This is a genomic window from Methylobacterium sp. J-043 (assembly GCF_022829505.1).
GTDB classification, from domain to species: Bacteria; Pseudomonadota; Alphaproteobacteria; order Rhizobiales; family Beijerinckiaceae; genus Methylobacterium; species Methylobacterium extorquens_A.
Window position 1 is genome coordinate 144669 of record NZ_JAKSYB010000028.1, and the last position, 16204, is coordinate 160872.

19 protein-coding genes and 1 tRNA gene are annotated in these 16204 nt (G+C 67.8%); 7 read left to right on the forward strand and 13 right to left on the reverse strand.

The features are described 5' to 3' along the window. Positions 1-170: 170 nt before the first annotated feature. On the forward strand, positions 171-2009 hold the full coding sequence (locus MKK50_RS04725) for a pyrroloquinoline quinone-dependent dehydrogenase (RefSeq protein WP_499020751.1): 1839 nt from the start codon (positions 171-173) through the stop codon (positions 2007-2009). A 12-nt stretch (positions 2010-2021) separates the two neighbouring features. Here the strand turns inward: MKK50_RS04725 and MKK50_RS04730 are convergent, their stop codons facing one another. Both MKK50_RS04730 and MKK50_RS04735 read right to left on the reverse strand, forming a co-directional pair. Further along, entirely contained in the window at positions 2022-2543 is a 522-nt protein-coding gene (locus tag MKK50_RS04730; protein ID WP_499020752.1) for a hypothetical protein, read from the reverse strand. A gap of 104 nt (positions 2544-2647) precedes the next feature. Continuing rightward, positions 2648-3061, reverse strand: coding sequence for a hypothetical protein (locus MKK50_RS04735; RefSeq protein WP_253373981.1), 414 nt, complete (start codon positions 3059-3061; stop codon positions 2648-2650). 243 nt (positions 3062-3304) lie between these two features. Between MKK50_RS04735 and MKK50_RS04740 the strand changes: the two genes are divergently transcribed. Together MKK50_RS04740 and MKK50_RS04745 are read left to right on the forward strand one after the other, a co-directional pair. Continuing rightward, complete coding sequence (locus MKK50_RS04740) at positions 3305-4420, forward strand: efflux RND transporter periplasmic adaptor subunit (protein ID WP_499020753.1); 1116 nt, start codon at positions 3305-3307, stop codon at positions 4418-4420. A 2-nt stretch (positions 4421-4422) separates the two neighbouring features. Next, on the forward strand, positions 4423-7602 hold the full coding sequence (locus MKK50_RS04745; protein ID WP_499020755.1) for an efflux RND transporter permease subunit: 3180 nt from the start codon (positions 4423-4425) through the stop codon (positions 7600-7602). A 142-nt stretch (positions 7603-7744) separates the two neighbouring features. Here the strand turns inward: MKK50_RS04745 and MKK50_RS04750 are convergent, their stop codons facing one another. Further along, positions 7745-7996: a hypothetical protein gene (locus MKK50_RS04750; RefSeq protein WP_499020756.1), complete on the reverse strand. Its 252-nt coding sequence runs from the start codon at positions 7994-7996 to the stop codon at positions 7745-7747. A gap of 96 nt (positions 7997-8092) precedes the next feature. On the opposite strand from MKK50_RS04750, the gene MKK50_RS04755 reads away from it, so the two are divergent. Together MKK50_RS04755 and MKK50_RS04760 are read left to right on the forward strand one after the other, a co-directional pair. Then, complete coding sequence (locus tag MKK50_RS04755) at positions 8093-9043, forward strand: LysR family transcriptional regulator (RefSeq protein WP_499020757.1); 951 nt, start codon at positions 8093-8095, stop codon at positions 9041-9043. A gap of 287 nt (positions 9044-9330) precedes the next feature. After that, positions 9331-9531: a hypothetical protein gene (locus tag MKK50_RS04760; RefSeq protein WP_499020759.1), complete on the forward strand. Its 201-nt coding sequence runs from the start codon at positions 9331-9333 to the stop codon at positions 9529-9531. A 67-nt stretch (positions 9532-9598) separates the two neighbouring features. Here the strand turns inward: MKK50_RS04760 and MKK50_RS04765 are convergent, their stop codons facing one another. From MKK50_RS04765 to MKK50_RS04805, 9 genes are all read right to left on the reverse strand, one after another. Further along, entirely contained in the window at positions 9599-9955 is a 357-nt protein-coding gene (locus MKK50_RS04765; protein WP_499020761.1) for a hypothetical protein, read from the reverse strand. A 4-nt stretch (positions 9956-9959) separates the two neighbouring features. Then, complete coding sequence (locus MKK50_RS04770) at positions 9960-10376, reverse strand: hypothetical protein (RefSeq protein WP_499020763.1); 417 nt, start codon at positions 10374-10376, stop codon at positions 9960-9962. Continuing rightward, positions 10373-10543, reverse strand: a complete 171-nt coding sequence (locus MKK50_RS04775; RefSeq protein WP_499020765.1) for a hypothetical protein — start codon at positions 10541-10543, stop codon at positions 10373-10375. Before MKK50_RS04775 ends, MKK50_RS04770 begins: the two co-directional genes overlap by 4 nt. A gap of 99 nt (positions 10544-10642) precedes the next feature. Further along, entirely contained in the window at positions 10643-11044 is a 402-nt protein-coding gene (locus tag MKK50_RS04780) for an N-acetylmuramidase domain-containing protein (protein ID WP_499020767.1), read from the reverse strand. Continuing rightward, on the reverse strand, positions 10996-11427 hold the full coding sequence (locus MKK50_RS04785) for an N-acetylmuramidase domain-containing protein (RefSeq protein WP_499020769.1): 432 nt from the start codon (positions 11425-11427) through the stop codon (positions 10996-10998). The genes MKK50_RS04780 and MKK50_RS04785 overlap by 49 nt, the downstream gene beginning before the upstream one ends. A 133-nt stretch (positions 11428-11560) precedes the next feature. Beyond that, positions 11561-12037 (reverse strand): sterol desaturase family protein, encoded by a 477-nt coding sequence (locus tag MKK50_RS04790; RefSeq protein ID WP_499020770.1) that lies wholly within the window; start codon positions 12035-12037, stop codon positions 11561-11563. Positions 12038-12059: 22 nt separating this feature from the next. Then, on the reverse strand, positions 12060-12338 hold the full coding sequence (locus tag MKK50_RS04795) for a septal ring lytic transglycosylase RlpA family protein (RefSeq protein WP_253368951.1): 279 nt from the start codon (positions 12336-12338) through the stop codon (positions 12060-12062). 109 nt (positions 12339-12447) lie between these two features. Continuing rightward, positions 12448-13536, reverse strand: a complete 1089-nt coding sequence (locus tag MKK50_RS04800) for a class I SAM-dependent methyltransferase (RefSeq protein ID WP_253368953.1) — start codon at positions 13534-13536, stop codon at positions 12448-12450. A gap of 84 nt (positions 13537-13620) precedes the next feature. Next, positions 13621-14268 carry a hypothetical protein gene (locus MKK50_RS04805; protein WP_499020773.1) on the reverse strand — a complete coding sequence of 216 codons (648 nt, stop codon included), beginning with the start codon at positions 14266-14268 and terminating at the stop codon, positions 13621-13623. A 17-nt stretch (positions 14269-14285) separates the two neighbouring features. On the opposite strand from MKK50_RS04805, the gene MKK50_RS04810 reads away from it, so the two are divergent. After that, a protein-coding gene (locus MKK50_RS04810; RefSeq protein ID WP_499020774.1) for an IS3 family transposase occupies positions 14286-15427 on the forward strand; the annotation gives its coding sequence in 2 pieces (ribosomal slippage) (positions 14286-14553 and positions 14553-15427; 1143 coding nt in all). Between the two features lie 93 nt (positions 15428-15520). Further along, positions 15521-15922, forward strand: a complete 402-nt coding sequence (locus tag MKK50_RS04815) for a tyrosine-type recombinase/integrase (protein ID WP_499020775.1) — start codon at positions 15521-15523, stop codon at positions 15920-15922. Between the two features lie 15 nt (positions 15923-15937). Here the strand turns inward: MKK50_RS04815 and MKK50_RS04820 are convergent. Further along, positions 15938-16014: transfer RNA gene (locus MKK50_RS04820), tRNA-Pro, on the reverse strand. Positions 16015-16204: the final 190 nt, after the last annotated feature.

Consider the following 16204-nt stretch of genomic DNA (forward strand, 5'->3'; position numbering starts at 1 on the left):
GATGTGATCGCCGCTTGGGTGCCCGTCGAACAGGCCGGCGCTGGGTCTGTGATGGAGGAACCACACAAACGGAGGATGGGTCCGAGAAGATCGTGCGGCCAAAGCGCCTTCGCCGTTCGACAGGATCGCCGCCCGACCGTAACCAAGACGCGAAGCACGGGAGAAGCAAAGTGAAACGCCGCACGAATACGCTTGCCGAGTGCCGGTGGATGCATCCAAAGCGTGGACGCGCCGGCCTTGCCGCCGTGCTGTTCCTTGCGGCGCACCTTCTGCCGACGGGGCAGGCTTCCGCGCAGGAGACCGGCCGCTCCTCCGGCGATTGGCCGGCCTTCGGGCGCGATGCCGGCAACACGCATCATTCGCCGCTGGCGCAGATCGATCGCGGCAATGTCGGCCGCCTGCGCCCGGCCTGGATCTTCCAGACCGGCGTCACCGGCTATTTTCAAGCCGAGCCGGTGGTGATCGAGGGCGTGATGTACGTCTCGACCACGGGCAACCACGTCGCGGCGCTGGACGCGAAATCCGGCAAGACGCTGTGGACCTACACCCACAAGGCGCGCACGGAAAAGATCTTCGGGCCGCCCTCGAACCGGGGCGTGGCGGTCGCGGGCGGCCTCGTCTTCGAGGCGACCATGGACGGGCGCGTCATCGCGTTCGACGCGAAGACCGGCCGGTTGGTCTGGGATCGCGAGGCGGTGCGGCCGGAGGAGGGCGAAACCGAGACCGCCTCGGCGCTCGCGGCGAGCCTTGGCGACAAGCCGGTCCAGGGTTCGAGCCGCCTCGGCTTCAAGATGCCGCCGCTGGTCGCCGACGGCCTCGTCATCGTCGGGGTGACGGGAGCGGGCTACGGCCTCCATGTCGAGGATGAGAAGGGCGGGCTCGACGGCGGCGCGGTGGTCGGGATCGAGGGCGGCTACGGCCGGCGCGGCTGGCTCGCCGCCTACGACGCGAAGACCGGCGAGGAGCGCTGGCGCTGGTACGTCACCAAAGCCGACGGCTGGGAGGGCGGCTTCGTCGAGAAGACGCCGGACGGCCTCCCGCTCCATCGCGACATCGCCGCGGAGAAGGCCGCAGCCCCCGAGCACCGGGAAGCGTGGAAGGTCGGCGGCGGCTCGCTCTGGATGACGCCGGCCTACGACGCCGATCTCGGCCTGATCTATCTCGGCACCGGCAACCCCGCGCCGCAGAATTTCGGTCTGACGCGCCCCGGCGACAACCTCTACACGATGAGCCTCGTGGCGCTCGACGTGAAGACCGGTAGCTTGCGCTGGCACTTCCAGCAGGTGCCGCACGAGCAGTGGGGCTACGACGTGGCGAGCCCGCCCTTCCTGCTCGACTACCCCGGCGAGACAGGCCCGGTGAAGGCGGTGGCGCAGGCGAGCAAGCTCGGCTGGATCTACGTCCACGACCGCGCCGATGGGCGGCTCATCGCCAAATCCGCCCCGCTCATCACCCACAAGAATCTGTTCGTGCCCCCGAGCCCCGAGGGGACGGTGGTCAGTCCCGGCCCCCTCGGAGCGGTCTCCTGGCATCCGGTGGCCTATGATGCGGGCAGCGGGCTCGCCTTCGCGCAGGTGCGGCACGGGGCGGCGACCTACACGGTGAAGACCGCGCCGGCCGCGGGCGGACGCGGCGAGATCCGCTACACCGAGACGGGCGAGGCCAAGGGCGAGCCGGCCTTCTCGACCCTGACCGCGGTCGATCTCTCGAAGAGCGGGGCGGTGGCGTGGTCGCACAAGGCTGGAAGCCGGCTCTCCGGCGGAACCCTCGCCACCGCGGGCGGCCTCGTCTTCTCAGGGGAGGAGGACGGGCATCTCGACGCGCACGACGCGAAGACCGGCGAGATTCTGTGGCGCTTCCAGTGCGGGGCGGGCATCGGCGGACCGCCGGTCACCTACGCGATCGAGGGCCGCCAATACGTGGCGGTCGCCGCGGGCGGCGCCTCCTTCACCAAGGGGTCCGGCTTCGGCACGGGCGACGCGCTCGTGGTGTTCGCGCTGCCCGAGTAGCGAGGCCCCGCCTCACTCGGCCGCGTCGGACTCTTCATCCCCGTCCGCCGGCTCGTGCCCGTCCGCTTCGTCCTCCGGCGTCTCGTCGGATGCGGGGCGGGGTGTTCCGGCCGCGTAGAAATCGCCCCGGCGCACCGCTTCGCCGCTGTTGGCCATCACGCTGAGATAGGTGTTGAGCGTGTTGGGCGCGACATCGGGCAGGCGCCGCGCGATCTCGGCATGCGACAGGCCCTGCGGCCCGGCCTCCTCCAGGAGAGCTTTCAGCCGCCCCTTGGCCGAGTTGGCCCGCGGGCCGCGGCTGCCCCGGCCGCCGCCGCGCACCGAACGCGCTTCACCCGGAAACGCCGGTGCGACCGCGCCGCGCCCGCTCGCCACCGCCTCCAAGGGGCCGCCCTCCACGATGGAAGCGAGCGACTTTTCCGCGATCCGGAGCTTGGTCAGCTCCGCGGAGACGCGGTCGTACTCAGTTTGGAGATCGGTCATCCGCTGCCGGACATCGGCCAGGGCCTTGGCCAGCGTATCGCCTTCGGACATGACGGGAGCTCTCAACCCATGCGGGACGCAATGGGGCCTACAGCCACAAGTCGTCCTCTCTCGTCAACAGGATGGGGTTCGCAAATCGGTACCTTAGCGGGCCTTCAGCCGCCGGAAGGGCGGGTCGGCGGCGGCAGGAGCTTACCCGATTGGTAATCCATCGGATGCGGCCTCGGCGGCGGCGCGTCCGGATTCTTCTGCCAGCCCTTCCGGCCCTCGGCGAGGCCGAACTCGACGAAATGCACGAGCGGATTGCAGCCGCTCTCGCGCACGTCCGGGTTGGCCTTCAGGTAGCCTTCGCTGCTGAAACCGGCGCTCGGGTCACGCCCCTCGCGCCAACCGTAATGGATGTAATGGACCAGCGGCCCCTGCGGAAACCCGCGCACATCCGGATACCAGTACAGGTAATAGATCGGATCGAAACCCGGGAGCGGGACGCGGACGATCGACGGCGGCGCTCGCCGCGTCGTCAGGGCCGACAGACTCGGCTTCTTCAGAAACTTCTTCACCGCGCGCACGGATCTCAACGACTCTCTTGGACAGGTGATCTCTCATCGGCGGATTGCGCCGGCCTGTCCAGTACCGGCGGGCGACATCGGGCACGCAGAGCAGTTCGACGCGCGGCCGCGCCTTCCGCTGATGTCACGGCACGTGTCCCGCTTCATGCGGATCGGTCAACAAGAACCAAGTAGACCACGCCGAACAAACCGGGCAAAAGTGGCAAATCGCGCAGAGAACGCGAGAGGTTTGGAGGCGTGGTGATGCGGCGGGTCGTCCTGCCCGTGGGGCTGGCGCTCGGCGCGGGTGCGCTTGGCGCACTTGGCGCGCTCACGCTGACAGAAGCCGGCATCGGCCTGCGCGTGAAGGCCGGCCCCGTCCTCTCGGACCTGCATCATCGTTTTTCCGGAGTGCCGGCGCCTGCCGCCCATCAGCCGCCGGCCGAACCGGGCCCCCCGCCGTCGCGGGTTGCGGTGGAAGGCGGCCAGGCCGTCGTTCGGCTGTCCGATGCGGAGCAGGCGCGGATCGGCGTCGCCACAGCGCGGCACAAGCGGATGCCCCACCGCATCGAGGTCCAGGCTTTCGGTTCGGTCCTCGACCTCGCGCGGGTGACGGAACTCACCAACAGCTACGCGAGCGCCAGGGCGCAGTTGCAGACGGCCGAAGCCAAGGCGGAAGTCTCGCGCGCCGCCTACACCCGGGCGCGCAGCCTCGGCCAGTACGCGACGCAGGTGCAGCTGGAGACGGCCGAGGGTACCTTCCGCACCGATGAGGCGGCGCTCGCCGCGGCGCAGTCGCAGGTCCGGACGCTCGCGGCCACGGCGCAACAGGAATGGGGTACGGTGATCGGGCGGGCGATCATCGAGCGTTCGCCCGTCATCACCCGGCTGATCGAGCGCACCGATTTCCTGGTGCAAGTGACACTGCCGCCGGGCGAGACCCTGAAAGCACCGCCCGGCACGGCCCATGCCGAGGTGCCGCCGCAGAGCGAGCGCGTGGCGCTGCGCTACGTCTCGCCCGCGACCCGAACCGACCAGCGCATCCAGGGCGTCAGCTACTTCTACACCGTGGCCGGCGACAGCGGGCTCCTGCCGGGCATGAGCACGCTCGCCTTCCTTACTTCGGAGCGCGAGACGACGGGCATCGCCGTGCCGGAAAGCGCCGTAGTGCACTGGCAGGGCGGCGCCTGGATCTACCGGAGCGTCGGCGACGACGCCTTTGCGCGCCATCCCCTCCGGGCCGACGCACCGATCTCGGCCGATGCCTACGTCGTGGACGATCTCGGCCCGGAGGCGGAGATCGTCGTGACCGGGCCGCAGGCCGTCCTCTCCGAGGAATTGAAGGGGCAGATCCAGTCCTCGGATGCGGACGACGATTGAGCATGCTCGACCAACGGCCCGCACGCGGACCGGCGCGCGACGATCCGCCGGCGCTTGCCCCTGCGCCCGTTGCATCGGGCCCTCAGGCCGCCCTGGTCGCCTTCGCAGTGCGCCGGCCCGGCATCGTCCTGGCGCTGGTCCTGGCGCTTGCCGTCTACGGCATCGTCGCCTTGGGTTCGGCCAAGTACGACGTCTTCCCGGAATTCGCCCCGCCGACGGTCACGGTGCAGACCGAGGCGCCCGGCCTCAACCCCGAGCAGGTCGAGACCCTGGTGACGCAGACGCTGGAGGTCGCGATCGGCGGCCTGCCGGGTCTGGCGACGATGCGCTCGAACTCGATCCAGGGCCTGTCGGTCATCACCGCCACCTTCGCCTCCGGCAGCGACATCTACCGGGCGCGCCAGCTGGTGAACGAGCGTCTGGCCTCCATCACCGCGCGGTTGCCGCAGGGCGTGCTGCCCCCCACCATGACGGCGCTGACCTCCTCGACGAGTTCGGTGCTCCTCATCGGCCTGACCTCCCCGACGCAGTCGCTGATGGAGCTGCGCACGGTCGCCGATTGGCGTCTGCGCCTGCGCCTGCTCGCGGCCCCCGGCGTCGGCGAGGTTCTGGTCTATGGCGGCGACCTGCGTTCGATCCGCATCCAGGTCCGGCCGCAGGATCTGGTGCGCTTCCGCATCGGCCTCAACGACGTGCTCTCCGCCGGCCGCAAGGCGACGGGCGTGCGCGGGGCCGGCTTCGTCGATACCGTCAACCAGCGCATCACCCTGCAGACCGAGGGGCAATCCCTGACCCCGGAGGCCGTGGCGCGCACCGTGCTCATCAACGAGGGCGGGGCGAGCGTGGTGCTCGGCGACGTCGCCGACGTCGCGGTGGCGCCGGAGCCGGCGATCAGCGCGGCCCTCGTCGATGGCAAGCCGGGCGTGCTGCTGATGGTCGGCGCGCAATACGGCGCCAACACCCTCGACGTGACGGCGCAGGTCGAGGCGGCGCTCGCCGAGATGCGCCCCGGGCTGGAGCGCGACGGCATCAGCTTACGCACCGACCTGTTCCGTCCGGCGAGCTTCGTCACGCAGGCCACCGACAACGTGGTCCAGACGCTGGCGCTCGGCGGCATCCTCGTCGTCGTGGTGCTGTTCGTCTTTCTGGCCGATTGGCGTACGGCGCTCATCAGCGCCACGGCAATCCCGCTCTCGCTGATCGGCGCGGTACTGATGCTCGGCCTGTTCGGCCAGAGCCTCAACACCATGACGCTGGGCGGCCTCGCCATCGCCATCGGCGAGGTCGTGGACGACGCGGTGATCGGCGTCGAGAACGTCATGCGCCGCCTGCGCGAGAACCGCCGCGCCGCCGTGCCTTCGAACGGCGCACGGGTGGTGCTCGATGCGATCCTGGAAGTGCGCGTCTCGGTCGCCTACGCCACCTTCGCGGTGCTGCTGGTGTTCCTGCCGGTGCTGGCGCTGACCGGCGTGCCCGGCCGGCTGTTCGGCCCGCTGGCGCTGGCCTACATCCTCGCCGTGCTGACCTCGCTTGCCGTGGCGCTGACGGTCACGCCCGCGCTCGCGCGTCTGCTGCTCGCCGGGCGCACGAACCTGGCAAGCCGCGAGCCGCCGGTGATCCGGCATGTGCGCGGCGTCTATGTCCGCGGACTCGCCCGGCTCGACCGTCACCCGCGCCTCGTCTTCGGCATCAGCCTTGCCCTGACCCTCGCAGCGGCCCTGCCGGTGCCGTTCTTCGGCGGCGTGTTCCTGCCGGACCTCAAGGAGGGGCACCTCATCCTGCACATGGCCTCGGCGCCCGGCACCTCCCTTCAGGAGACGCTGAGGCTCGGCGAGCGCATCACGGCGGGGTTGAAGACGGTGCCCGGCGTGCGCGCCGTGGCCCAGCAGGTCGGGCGCGCCGAGGCGGGCTACGATCTCGGCGGCACGCATGACAGCGAGATCCATATCGATCTCGAACCGGGCCTCGACGGCGAGGGGCAAGAGCGGGCCGAGGCCGGCATCCGCGCGCTGATGGCGGCCACGCCCGGCGCGAGCTTCTCGCTCAAGACCTTCCTGACCGAGCGCATTGAGGAGGTCGTCTCAGGGTTCACTGCGCCGGTCGTGGTCAGCATCACCGGCACGAATCTCGACCGGATCGAGGCCACCGCCCGCGACGTGGCGCGCGAACTCTCCGAGGTGCGCGGCGCGGCCGACGTCCAGCTCAAGTCGCCGCCGGGCCTGCCGCAGGTGAATGTGAGCCTGCGCCCGACCGACCTGCGCCACTGGGGCCTCGACGCGATCGAAGTCCTGGAGATCGTGCGCACCGCGTATCAGGGCGACATCGTCGGCCAAGCCTACGAAGGCAACGCCGTGTTCAACGTCGTCGTGGTGCTCGAACCGGCCGCGCGCGCCCGCCTCTCGACGCTCGGCCACCTGCCGCTGCGCACGCCGAGCGGCAGCTATATTCGCCTCGCCCAGGTGGCCGACATCTACGAGACCGCCGGACGCTACGCTGTCGGCCATATCGGCGCGCAGCGGGTGCGGGTGGTGACGGCGAACGTGGAGGGGCGCGACGTCGCCTCCTTCACCGAGGCCGCGAAACGGAAGATCGCCCGTGAGGTCGCGCAGCCCTCGGGCATCGATATCGGCTTCGGGGGGGCAGCCGAGACGCAGGCGAAAGCGCGGCGCGAACTCGCGCTCTACGCAGGGCTCGCCGGCCTCGGGATCGTGCTCCTGCTCCTCGTCGTGACGGGCTCGCTGACCAATCTCGCTCTCGTCCTCGTCAACCTGCCCTTCGCCTTCGTTGGCGGCGTGCTGGCGGTGGCGCTGAGCGGGGCCGTGATCTCGCTGGGCTCGATCGTCGGCTTCGTGACCCTGTTCGGCATCTCGCTGCGCAATACGATCATGATGGTCGCGCATTACGAGCATCTGGTGCTGCTGGAAGGACGCCCCTGGAACCTCGCGGCCGCCATCGAGGGCGCTGCCGACCGCCTCGTGCCGATCCTGATGACGTCCCTCGTTACCGGTCTCGGCCTGCTGCCGCTGGCGCTTGGTGCGGGTGAACCCGGCCGCGAGATCGAAGGCCCAATGGCTCTGGTCATCCTCGGCGGCCTTGCGACCTCGACGGTACTCACCCTCGCGGTGCTGCCGATGCTGGCCCTGCGCTTCGCCCGGTTCAGCCCCGCGGAGAGCGGGCTGTGACCGTCGGATCGGATGCGAGATTCCGCTTATCATCCTGACGCGGCGTCGGCCCGCGGGCTCGTCGCCGACCCGTCAAAACGTCTCCGGCGCCGTATGGCGCCGGAGGGTCATCGGTTCCGTCCGTGCGTCCCACGAGGCCGGCTCAGAAGGCGGCCTGACGGGTTCTCATCCGATCGGCGGGGGTATCGATCCACTGGACCGAGCCGGGGAGGGCAAAGCCGCCCTGGCGGTGGACTGAGAGGTCGCTGGTGGCCAGACCCTGAGTTTCCAGGGTCAGCGCGCCGACCGTCTTGACGTTGTGGGTGCCGCCGGTCTCGTCGGCACGGGCGGATGCCGTGGCGAGAGCGGTGAAGGCCAGAGCGGCAGTGGTGAGCGAGAGAAGGGTCTTGGACATCGAGGTCAGCCTCATGTTCGGCGGCGGGCTCCCCGTCGCTTCGTGAGACTGTATGTGCTGGGTCACGCCCCATGAATCAAATGGATCAATTTCATAATGCGCATCGATCACGTGCATCTTGCCCGCCTCGACCTCAACCTGCTCGTCGCCCTCGACGCGCTGCTGACGGAGCGGAGCGTGACCCGTGCCGCCGGGCGGATCGGCATCAGTCAGTCAGCGATGAGCCATGCCCTGGCGCGACTGCGCAGCGCCTTCTCGGATGAGCTGCTGACGCGGGGGCCTGACGGCATGCGGCCGACGCCGCGCGCGCTGGCGCTCCTGGGGCCGGTGCAGGCGGCGCTCTCGCAGATCCAGCAGATCACGGCGCCGCCCGACGCCTTCGATCCGGCGACAGCCGACATCACCTTCACCCTCGGCATCCCGGACTCGACCGAAGTGCTTCTGATGCCGACCCTCATCGCACATCTCCAGGCGGTGGCGCCGGGGGTGAAGCTCCTGCTGCACACGGTCGATCGGCACCGCATCCTGGATGACCTCGATACGGGGCGGGTCGATCTCGGCATCGGCGTGTTCGAGCAGGGCCAGACGCACCACAAGCGCCGCATCCTCAACAAAGAGAGCTACCTCTGCATCTTTAACGCCGAGCTGGTCGGGGTGACGGCACCGATCTCGCTCGACGACTACGTGCGGCTTCCCCACCTGCTCACGAGCCTCGTCGAGAGCGCCCACGGCGTGGTCGACGACGCGCTCGCCAAGATCGGCCGCAAACGCGTCATCGCGCTGACCTCGCCCCGGTTCTCGGTGATGCCCTTCGTGGTGCGGCAGGCCCCCGTCATCGCGACGATGCATTCCCGGCTCGCGCGCTTCTTCGCCGAGAGCATGGGCCTCACCGTGAGCCCGGCGCCGATCGCGCTGCCGGACGTCTCCATCTCGATGATCTGGCACACGTCCAACGACGCCATCCCCAGCCAGCGCTGGCTCCGGGACACCATCGTCAGGCTTCGAAAATCCGACCTGCGGTCGCCGACGGACGGATCCGAGCCGTGAACCGGCATCACGGCGTCGGCAACGGAGCGGTTGCGAGCATCACGGCGGAAAGAAAGGGAAAGTGCGAGACGGCCTCGTCCACCAGACGGAACGCGGTCTCGGCAATGAATGGTCGGAGTGGCCGGACTTGAACCGACGCCCCCCTGTCCCTCAGACAGGCCTTTGATGCTGAAAATAAAAGCTACTTCGGCAAAAGACCGAATATTAGCCGCTAGAGTGATCAGTGGCTTAGACGGGGTTTGCAAAGCGGATTTGGCCCGCAAAGTTGCGCGCGGTAGGGTCCGCGCATGCCTGATCCGAACCCCACCGTCTGCGAACTCTTCAAGGCCAAGGCCGTCACCGACGAGCAGGTGATCGCCGCGGTTGAGGCTTCGGTAAGCGCTGCCCTGCGCTCACATGGCGATGCCCCAAGCTTCGATGGCCGCTATCGCCTGGATGGCTTTTTTGATGTTGCTGCCGTCCACGCCATGCAGGATCAGGCCCGATAGCGCGCACAAAAAATGCCCCGAGGCCGAAGCCCCGGGGCGGTGAGTTGACGGGTGTTAACGGCGGGGATCAGTCGGCCCGGCGCCCCGTGATCGCCTGGAGCATCTCCCGGCGGGTCGCGGCCATCTCCTCGCGCATCAAGGTTACGAGGTCGTCGATGCGGCGCTCCATTCGGGTGATGACATCGCCGGTGACATAGGTTCGAGCGACCTCGACCTTGAAGTTTTGCAGGGCCTCGTTCTGCGCCGCGACCTGGATCTTCACCGCCGCCATGTCGATGGTGAGCGGGGACACGGCGGCTGCGGTCCCACCCTTCACCTTGCTGGCGAGCCAATCGACGCCCTTCAGGAGCGTGACGACGAACAGGGCGAACGCGATCACCTGCACCCATGTGATCGGACCGGGCGCGAGGAACGAGGTGTCCATCGGATCAGGCCTCCCGCAGGCGAGCGGCGCCGGCGCGGGCCAACGTCGTGAGCGGCGAGGAGACGAAGAAGGCCGTCAGGATCACGGCCTCGATCGGCACGTACTCTGGCGGCAGCGGCTCGATGGGCCAGCCAAGGGCGAAGGTCTTCGAGAGACAGATCGCCCCGAAATGGATCGCGGGCGGGATGCCGATTCCGTAGATCAGTCCCTTGAAGGCGGGCGCGATCGCCGCTTTCGCCTGATTGGCCGCAATCTCAGCCTGGACAACCTGCACCGCCACGTCGCGTTGGGTGTTTTGGCCGTTCTCCAGCGCCTTGAGGATCGGCCCGAGCACCAAGTTACCGAACACCTTGATCAGGCCGGAGCCGACGGCGCCGAGCGCCGAGCCGATCGGGTTCGAGAGCCAGCCGAGGAGGTTCATCGCGGCGGCTCCCGCGCCGGCCGGGCGGCGAGCTTCGTCGCGTAAGCGCGTGCGGCAAGCCGGGCGATCGCGAGGAAGGTCGCCACCTTCGCGCCCGGCAGCCACCCCGGCAGCAGCGGCGTGAAATCGACGCCGGGCAGCGCATCGAGGACGTCGGGCAGCGCCATGATGCCCGCGAGCAGGAAGACGCGCTTGCCCTAGGCCGTGCGCCAGCAGCGGCGCAGGCCGAGACGGGCCCGCGCGAGGAAGAGACGGGGCGCCATGGGTCAGCCTTTCCGGAACGCGGTGTCGATCAGGTCGTAGAGCCCGGCGAGACCCGAGCGGACCGCGCCGTCGGTCGCCTGGACCCCAGAACGAACAAGCCCGCCGGTGGGGGCGGGCTGCGGGGCAGGCGGGGGAGGAGCGGCGGTCATTGGCGTCAACGAGTCGGGCATCGGCTCGCCCATGCCGGGCGACCACGGCGTGTCCTTGATCTTCGACCACTTGGCGAAGGCCGCCGCGAGCTTGGTGTGGTAGCCGTGCTTCGCGTAGCTCGCCCCGTTGTCGCCGCGGGCGAACCCGGCCCAATCGTGCCGGCGCAGCTCGTCGTCGAGCCCGTTGGTGACGATGAAGCGGACCATCACCGCCAGGTGCTCGGCCTCGCCGCCGTTGCAGAAGGCCAGCACCATCGCCTGCGAGCTCGCGTAGCCCACAGCCTTGAAGTTCTCTTCAGGATCTGCCCGAGGCCCCAGGAGGAGGCCTTCAGCGCCGCCGTCTCGTTGATCGCCATCGCCTGCATTAGGCGCGGATTGCTATCGGTCGGGTAGGCGCCGGGCTTCCATGCCGCGTAGACGATGCCGAGGGAGGCGGCCCGCGTCCGTTCGGCACTCACGAGATTGCGCCAGAAGACGTGCGGCTCGAACAGCATCTTCGGCCGCTTGAGCCGGTCACAGCCGCCGCCGGCCGCCTCCACCTCCACCTCCATCACGGCATGGATCTCGTCCTCGCCGACGCCGATGGTGTGGCCGATCCGGGGGAGGTCGTAATCGGTCAGGCGAGTCGCGGCCGACACGAAGCCGGCGGCGCGCAGGCGTGCGAAGGCGCCCGCGTCGGGGGGGAGGGGGGGGCAGCCATCGTGGTCTCCGATTTGTCGGGGTGGGGGATCGAAACTGCGCGTGCGCGCCGCGCGAGAAGATTGGTGGGCGCTATCGGCGCGGCCGGTATGTCCTGAACACCCGGTCCCGGGCGGTAGTGACGACGCCGAAGTTCACTTCGTCGCCGTGGTGGTGCATCGCGTGCCGGATCTTCGGCGAGTAGACCGGGTGACCCGGAGCGATTCGCCAGTGATGCACAGCGTGGTGGGCCCCGATGTAGGCCAGATACCGGAGAGCGAGACCGGCCAGCACACCCGCCGGCAGGATCAGAAACAGTGCCCCGAACACGAGGAGCGAGTGCCAGGACGTGACGCCCGTGCGGCCCGAGGGCTTGGTGTGGTGCTCGTCGTGGCCCGCCTTGAACAGCGGGAGACGGTGTAACAGCATGCGGTGGATCGCGTACTCGGCGAGCGTCCAGCCGACGAGGCCGAGGACGATGCCCGGCAGCGTCGCGCCGCCGAACAGGACCAGCACCAGCGCGAGCGCCGGCATCGACACGAAGTCGGCATAGTAGGCGAGACGGGACATCGGCGGTCCTGGCGCGGGAGGGTCAGAGCGGCTGAATCGCGACGCGGCAGGTACCGCAGCCGATCACCCGGGCGGCGCCGCGGGCGAGATCGATGGAACGGCCGGCGATGAACGGGCCGCGATCGTTGATGCGCACGCGGGTGCCGAAGCGCAGGCTCCGGTGCGCGGCGGTGAGCGCGTTCTGGTCGAACCGCTCGCCGTTGGCCGTTAGCCGTCCGTGAAAACCGGGCCCGTACCACGATGCGATTTCGGCGCGGGCCGGCGTCACGCTGAGCACGAGGCAAGCGAGAGCGGCCCGCACCGCGAGACGTTGCAGGAGTATAGTGGGTCCGGCTGGCGAGGTGCAGACTAAAACGGCGCCGCTGCTTTTCGCCGCGACGCCGTGCTTTTGCTAAAATCAGACAACAAAGCTATTGGCGAGAAAGAAAATCACGCGCGTTAAATCGGATGTAGTGGTGGAAGGCACTGTCGAACTTGCCGGAAGCGATCGCCTCGGCTGCCTCGGGGCGCTGCGCAAGGTATTTACTCGCGTCGAAGCCGATCGTGTTTCCGGGGCGGGCGAGATCGCGGGCTGCCGCAGTGGCGGTACCATCGACCGGACCAGAGAAGTAGTTCGCCTCATCCGGCGTCATGGGCTCGCCGTGATTGGCGTAGGTGTCCTCGACGAGTTCGAGCGCCTCGCGAGCCCGCCCCTGACGCCGCAGTAGTTCGGCCTTCAGTAGCTTCAGGAACCGCGAGTTGCCCTCGAAGCGACGGATCGCCCGATCCAGTAGGGCAACCTGCTCCTGATCGGTGAATCGATACGCTGCCGCAGCCTCGATCACGTTGTCCGGAATGCGGTCGATCAGTCGGAAGGCCGCGCTATCGTTCGCCTTCGGTTCGAAGATCTCGAAGTAGTCCGACATGTATTCTTGCGCGATCGGCAGGTAAGGTAGTGACGCGTGATGCCAGTCCTGATGCACGACGAGCGAGACGCCGGGGATCAGGCTCTTGAAGAACATGCGGATGACGTGCTGCCAGACCGGCTGTGTCTTGCAGATGTCGATGAATAGGATCTCGATCGGCCGGCCGGGCCATTGCTCCTGAAGAATGTCGCCCTGGTGGATGCGGACATGGCGGGCCAGGGCGCCGAGGTTCTGACTGAAGATGTGGAAGGTGCTCTCCTGCCCGGCCGTCTCGATCCCGTAGGACCGCTTCAGAAAGTCGGACATGTCGTCGTGGCTCACCCCCGGCTCGGTCCACAGGTGGAACAGATCGTAGGAGTGAAGGCGACCGGATTTCGATCCGACGCGCAGGTTCTCGTCCAAGCCCTTGGCGAGACAGTAGGCCGAGCAGCCGAGAAAGGCGCCGGCGTCGATGATATCGCCGTAACCTTGGTAGTGGTCTCGCGCGAGGTGATAGAGGAGGGACGCCTCCTGACCGCCAAGCATACCGCTTGGCGCACCCTTGATCCCAGAAAAATCGGTCAGCCAGGGTCTACCGGTTGCAGTCTCGCTCATTCAGGCCACTCCCCATTGAGGGCGCAGCCTTAACCTAGTCGAGCGCGGCGCGCACGTATCTTCGAGGAGCCGCGGTCGCGCTTTTCAGTGGGCCTCCCACGCGCTGCCGTTGCAGAACATGGGCGATGAAATGGTGCCGCCGCCGGGCACGCCGACCTCCCGGTACTGAGGTGCCCGCGCAAGATCGGTCACCACAGCAATGCTGCCCTTTGAAGCGGCCAGACAGGCGAAGAGGCTTGCGACCGTGTATTGCGCGGGCTTGATAGCCCCTGCCGTCACCGTCAGCCCGGCTCCTACCGTGGCGGTTCCCGTGACCGTAGAGTTGCCGCTCACTGTATCGCCGGTGGTCGCGATGTTGCCACTCTCGTTGACGCTCCAGCCCACGCCCTGGACCTGAAAGAAGCGATAGGTGCCTTCGAGCTTGAGACCCACAGCGGAGTTTCCGGCATGCCGGAAGCCAATGTCAGCGCCACCATAGCTGTTAAAGCTGGTGTAGCTGTTCGATCCATCCGTGAAAGCAGAACCGGTGTGCTTTCCGAGGTTGGCAATCCCATTGGTGCTATTGGTGTAATCGATGATTGAATTGTCGCGTGCCAAGCTTGCGCAGCAGAGAGTGATGCCGTCGATGACCGACGAGCCGTCGTCAGGGGCATCGTACTGACCGACCGAGATGGCACTGGTTGTGACCTGACCGGCTGGCTTTGGACCGGGCTGATTGAGAGGATCAGCCAAGACCGAAGGAGTCGGACATGCGGCGAGGACAGAAGACGAGCGCGGAGCAGGTCGTTCTGAAGCTGCGCCATATCGAGGTTCAGACGGCACAGGGTAAGAGTTTGGCCCTAGCCTGCAAGGAGGCGGAGATCTCCGAGCAGAGCTATTACCGCTGGCGCAAGGAGTTCGGCGGCCTGAAGGTCGATCAAGCCAGGAAGATGAAGGACTTGGAGCGCGAGAACGCTCGGTTGCGGCGGCTTGTGGCTGACCTATCGCTGGAAAAGCAGGTGCTGGCGGACGTCGCCTCGGGAAACTTGTAGCCCCCGAGCGACGCCAGCAGGCGGTCGACGGCATTCGGGAGAAGTACGGCCTCTCGGAACGTCACGCTTGCCGGATCGTCGGTCAGCACCGCGGCACGCAACGCTACGTGCCGACCGTGCTGGCCGATGAGGATGAGCTGACCCGCGCCGTCATTGCCCTGGCGTCTGAGTACGGACGCTATGGCTACCGCCGCGTCACCGCGCTGCTGCAGGCAGACGGCTGGCAGGTGGGCAAGGATCGGGTTCAGCGCATCTGGCGTCGCGAGGGGCTGAAGGTCCCGAGCCGAGATAGAGCCCGCAGCTGCCTCTGGCTGAACGACGGCTCGTGCGTGCGACGACGGCCGCTCCACCGCAACCACGTCTGGAGCTTCGACTTCGTGCAGGCTCAGACGCACGATGGGCGAAGCCTACGCATCCTAACGCTGATCGATGAGCACAGCCGGGCGTGCCTTGCGCTGAAGGTGGCGCGGCGCATCAACAGCCTCGGTGTGATCGAGGCGTTGGCCGACGCCATGTGCCTGCATGGCATCCCGGAGTACATCCGCTGCGACAATGGCCCTGAGATGATCTCGAAAGCACTGCGCAAATGGGGCGCCAAGGCTGGCTCGCAAATCCGGTACATCGCGCCGGGCTCGCCGTGGGAGAACGGGTACTGTGAGAGCTTCAATGGCAAGCTGCGTGACGAGTGCCTGCGCCAAGAGATCTTCTACTCGCTCAAGGAAGCCCAAGCCGTGATCGCCCTCTGGCAGAACACCTACAATCGGGTCCGGCCGCACTCGTCCCTAGGCTACCGCCCGCCCGCGCCCGTCAGCTTCCCCGATCTGGCCTTCCGGCTACCCATGGCAGCGGCCATACAGTAGCCTCTCACTCGGCTCGGTCCAAAATACAGGTCAGGTCAGGACGGCACGGCGCTTACGGTCCGCAGCCAGAGCAAGAGCCGCCGTCTCGTCTAAGTGCCCGCGACCCGCGCCCTGAAGGCAGCGCTCGATGCGGCACCGCGGCGTGCCACCACGATCCTCGTTGCGCCCCGCGGCACGGCTTGGCGCAAGCGGCACTTCCATGAGTTGTGGAGCGAGGCGTTCGCAGCGGCAAAGATCGCCGACGATCTTCACTTCCACGACCTGCGCGGAACAGCCGTGACGATGCTGGCTGAGGCTGGCTGCACGGTGCCGGAAATCGCGACCATTACAGGCCACTCGCAGGCGCACGCCCAGAAGATTTTTGGACCGCTATCTCGCTCGAACTCAGAAGCTGGCCGAGTCGGCGATCGCGAAGCTCGACGAACACCGCCGGAACAGGAGCGTGCAAAACGCTCTGCAAAACGGCGACGGGGCGAAAGGCTGAGCCGGCCCTAAGTCGTTGGTAAGTAATGGTCGGAGTGGCCGGACTTGAACCGACGACCCCCTGTCCCCCAGACAGGTGCGCTACCGGGCTGCGCTACACTCCGACGCCCTTACGGCCCGCGGCTCATAGCTGGCCGCTACGGACAGCGCAAGCCCTTCCGCGGCCCTGGAGCTACGAAGCGCGGTCTCGCACTTGCTCGATGAAACCGATGCATGAGCGCATGCCGACCCTCGAAATTCAGTTCAGCGCATTGCTGGGCCGCACGGCGTCGCGCAGGACGGCAGGCAGGGTGA

Excerpts from the sequence above, each read along its gene's own strand:
- MKK50_RS04730 (WP_499020752.1), bottom strand. The coding sequence starts at position 2,543 with ATGTCCGAAGGCGATACGCTGGCCAAGGCCCTGGCCGATGTCCGGCAG.
- MKK50_RS04740 (WP_499020753.1), top strand. The coding sequence starts at position 3,305 with ATGCGGCGGGTCGTCCTGCCCGTGGGGCTGGCGCTCGGCGCGGGTGCG.
- MKK50_RS04745 (WP_499020755.1), top strand. The coding sequence starts at position 4,423 with ATGCTCGACCAACGGCCCGCACGCGGACCGGCGCGCGACGATCCGCCG.
- MKK50_RS04750 (WP_499020756.1), bottom strand. The coding sequence starts at position 7,996 with ATGTCCAAGACCCTTCTCTCGCTCACCACTGCCGCTCTGGCCTTCACC.
- MKK50_RS04755 (WP_499020757.1), top strand. The coding sequence starts at position 8,093 with ATGCGCATCGATCACGTGCATCTTGCCCGCCTCGACCTCAACCTGCTC.
- MKK50_RS04760 (WP_499020759.1), top strand. The coding sequence starts at position 9,331 with ATGCCTGATCCGAACCCCACCGTCTGCGAACTCTTCAAGGCCAAGGCC.
- MKK50_RS04765 (WP_499020761.1), bottom strand. The coding sequence starts at position 9,955 with ATGGACACCTCGTTCCTCGCGCCCGGTCCGATCACATGGGTGCAGGTG.
- MKK50_RS04770 (WP_499020763.1), bottom strand. The coding sequence starts at position 10,376 with ATGAACCTCCTCGGCTGGCTCTCGAACCCGATCGGCTCGGCGCTCGGC.
- MKK50_RS04775 (WP_499020765.1), bottom strand. The coding sequence starts at position 10,543 with ATGGCGCTGCCCGACGTCCTCGATGCGCTGCCCGGCGTCGATTTCACG.
- MKK50_RS04780 (WP_499020767.1), bottom strand. The coding sequence starts at position 11,044 with ATGGTGCTGGCCTTCTGCAACGGCGGCGAGGCCGAGCACCTGGCGGTG.
- MKK50_RS04790 (WP_499020770.1), bottom strand. The coding sequence starts at position 12,037 with ATGTCCCGTCTCGCCTACTATGCCGACTTCGTGTCGATGCCGGCGCTC.
- MKK50_RS04800 (WP_253368953.1), bottom strand. The coding sequence starts at position 13,536 with ATGAGCGAGACTGCAACCGGTAGACCCTGGCTGACCGATTTTTCTGGG.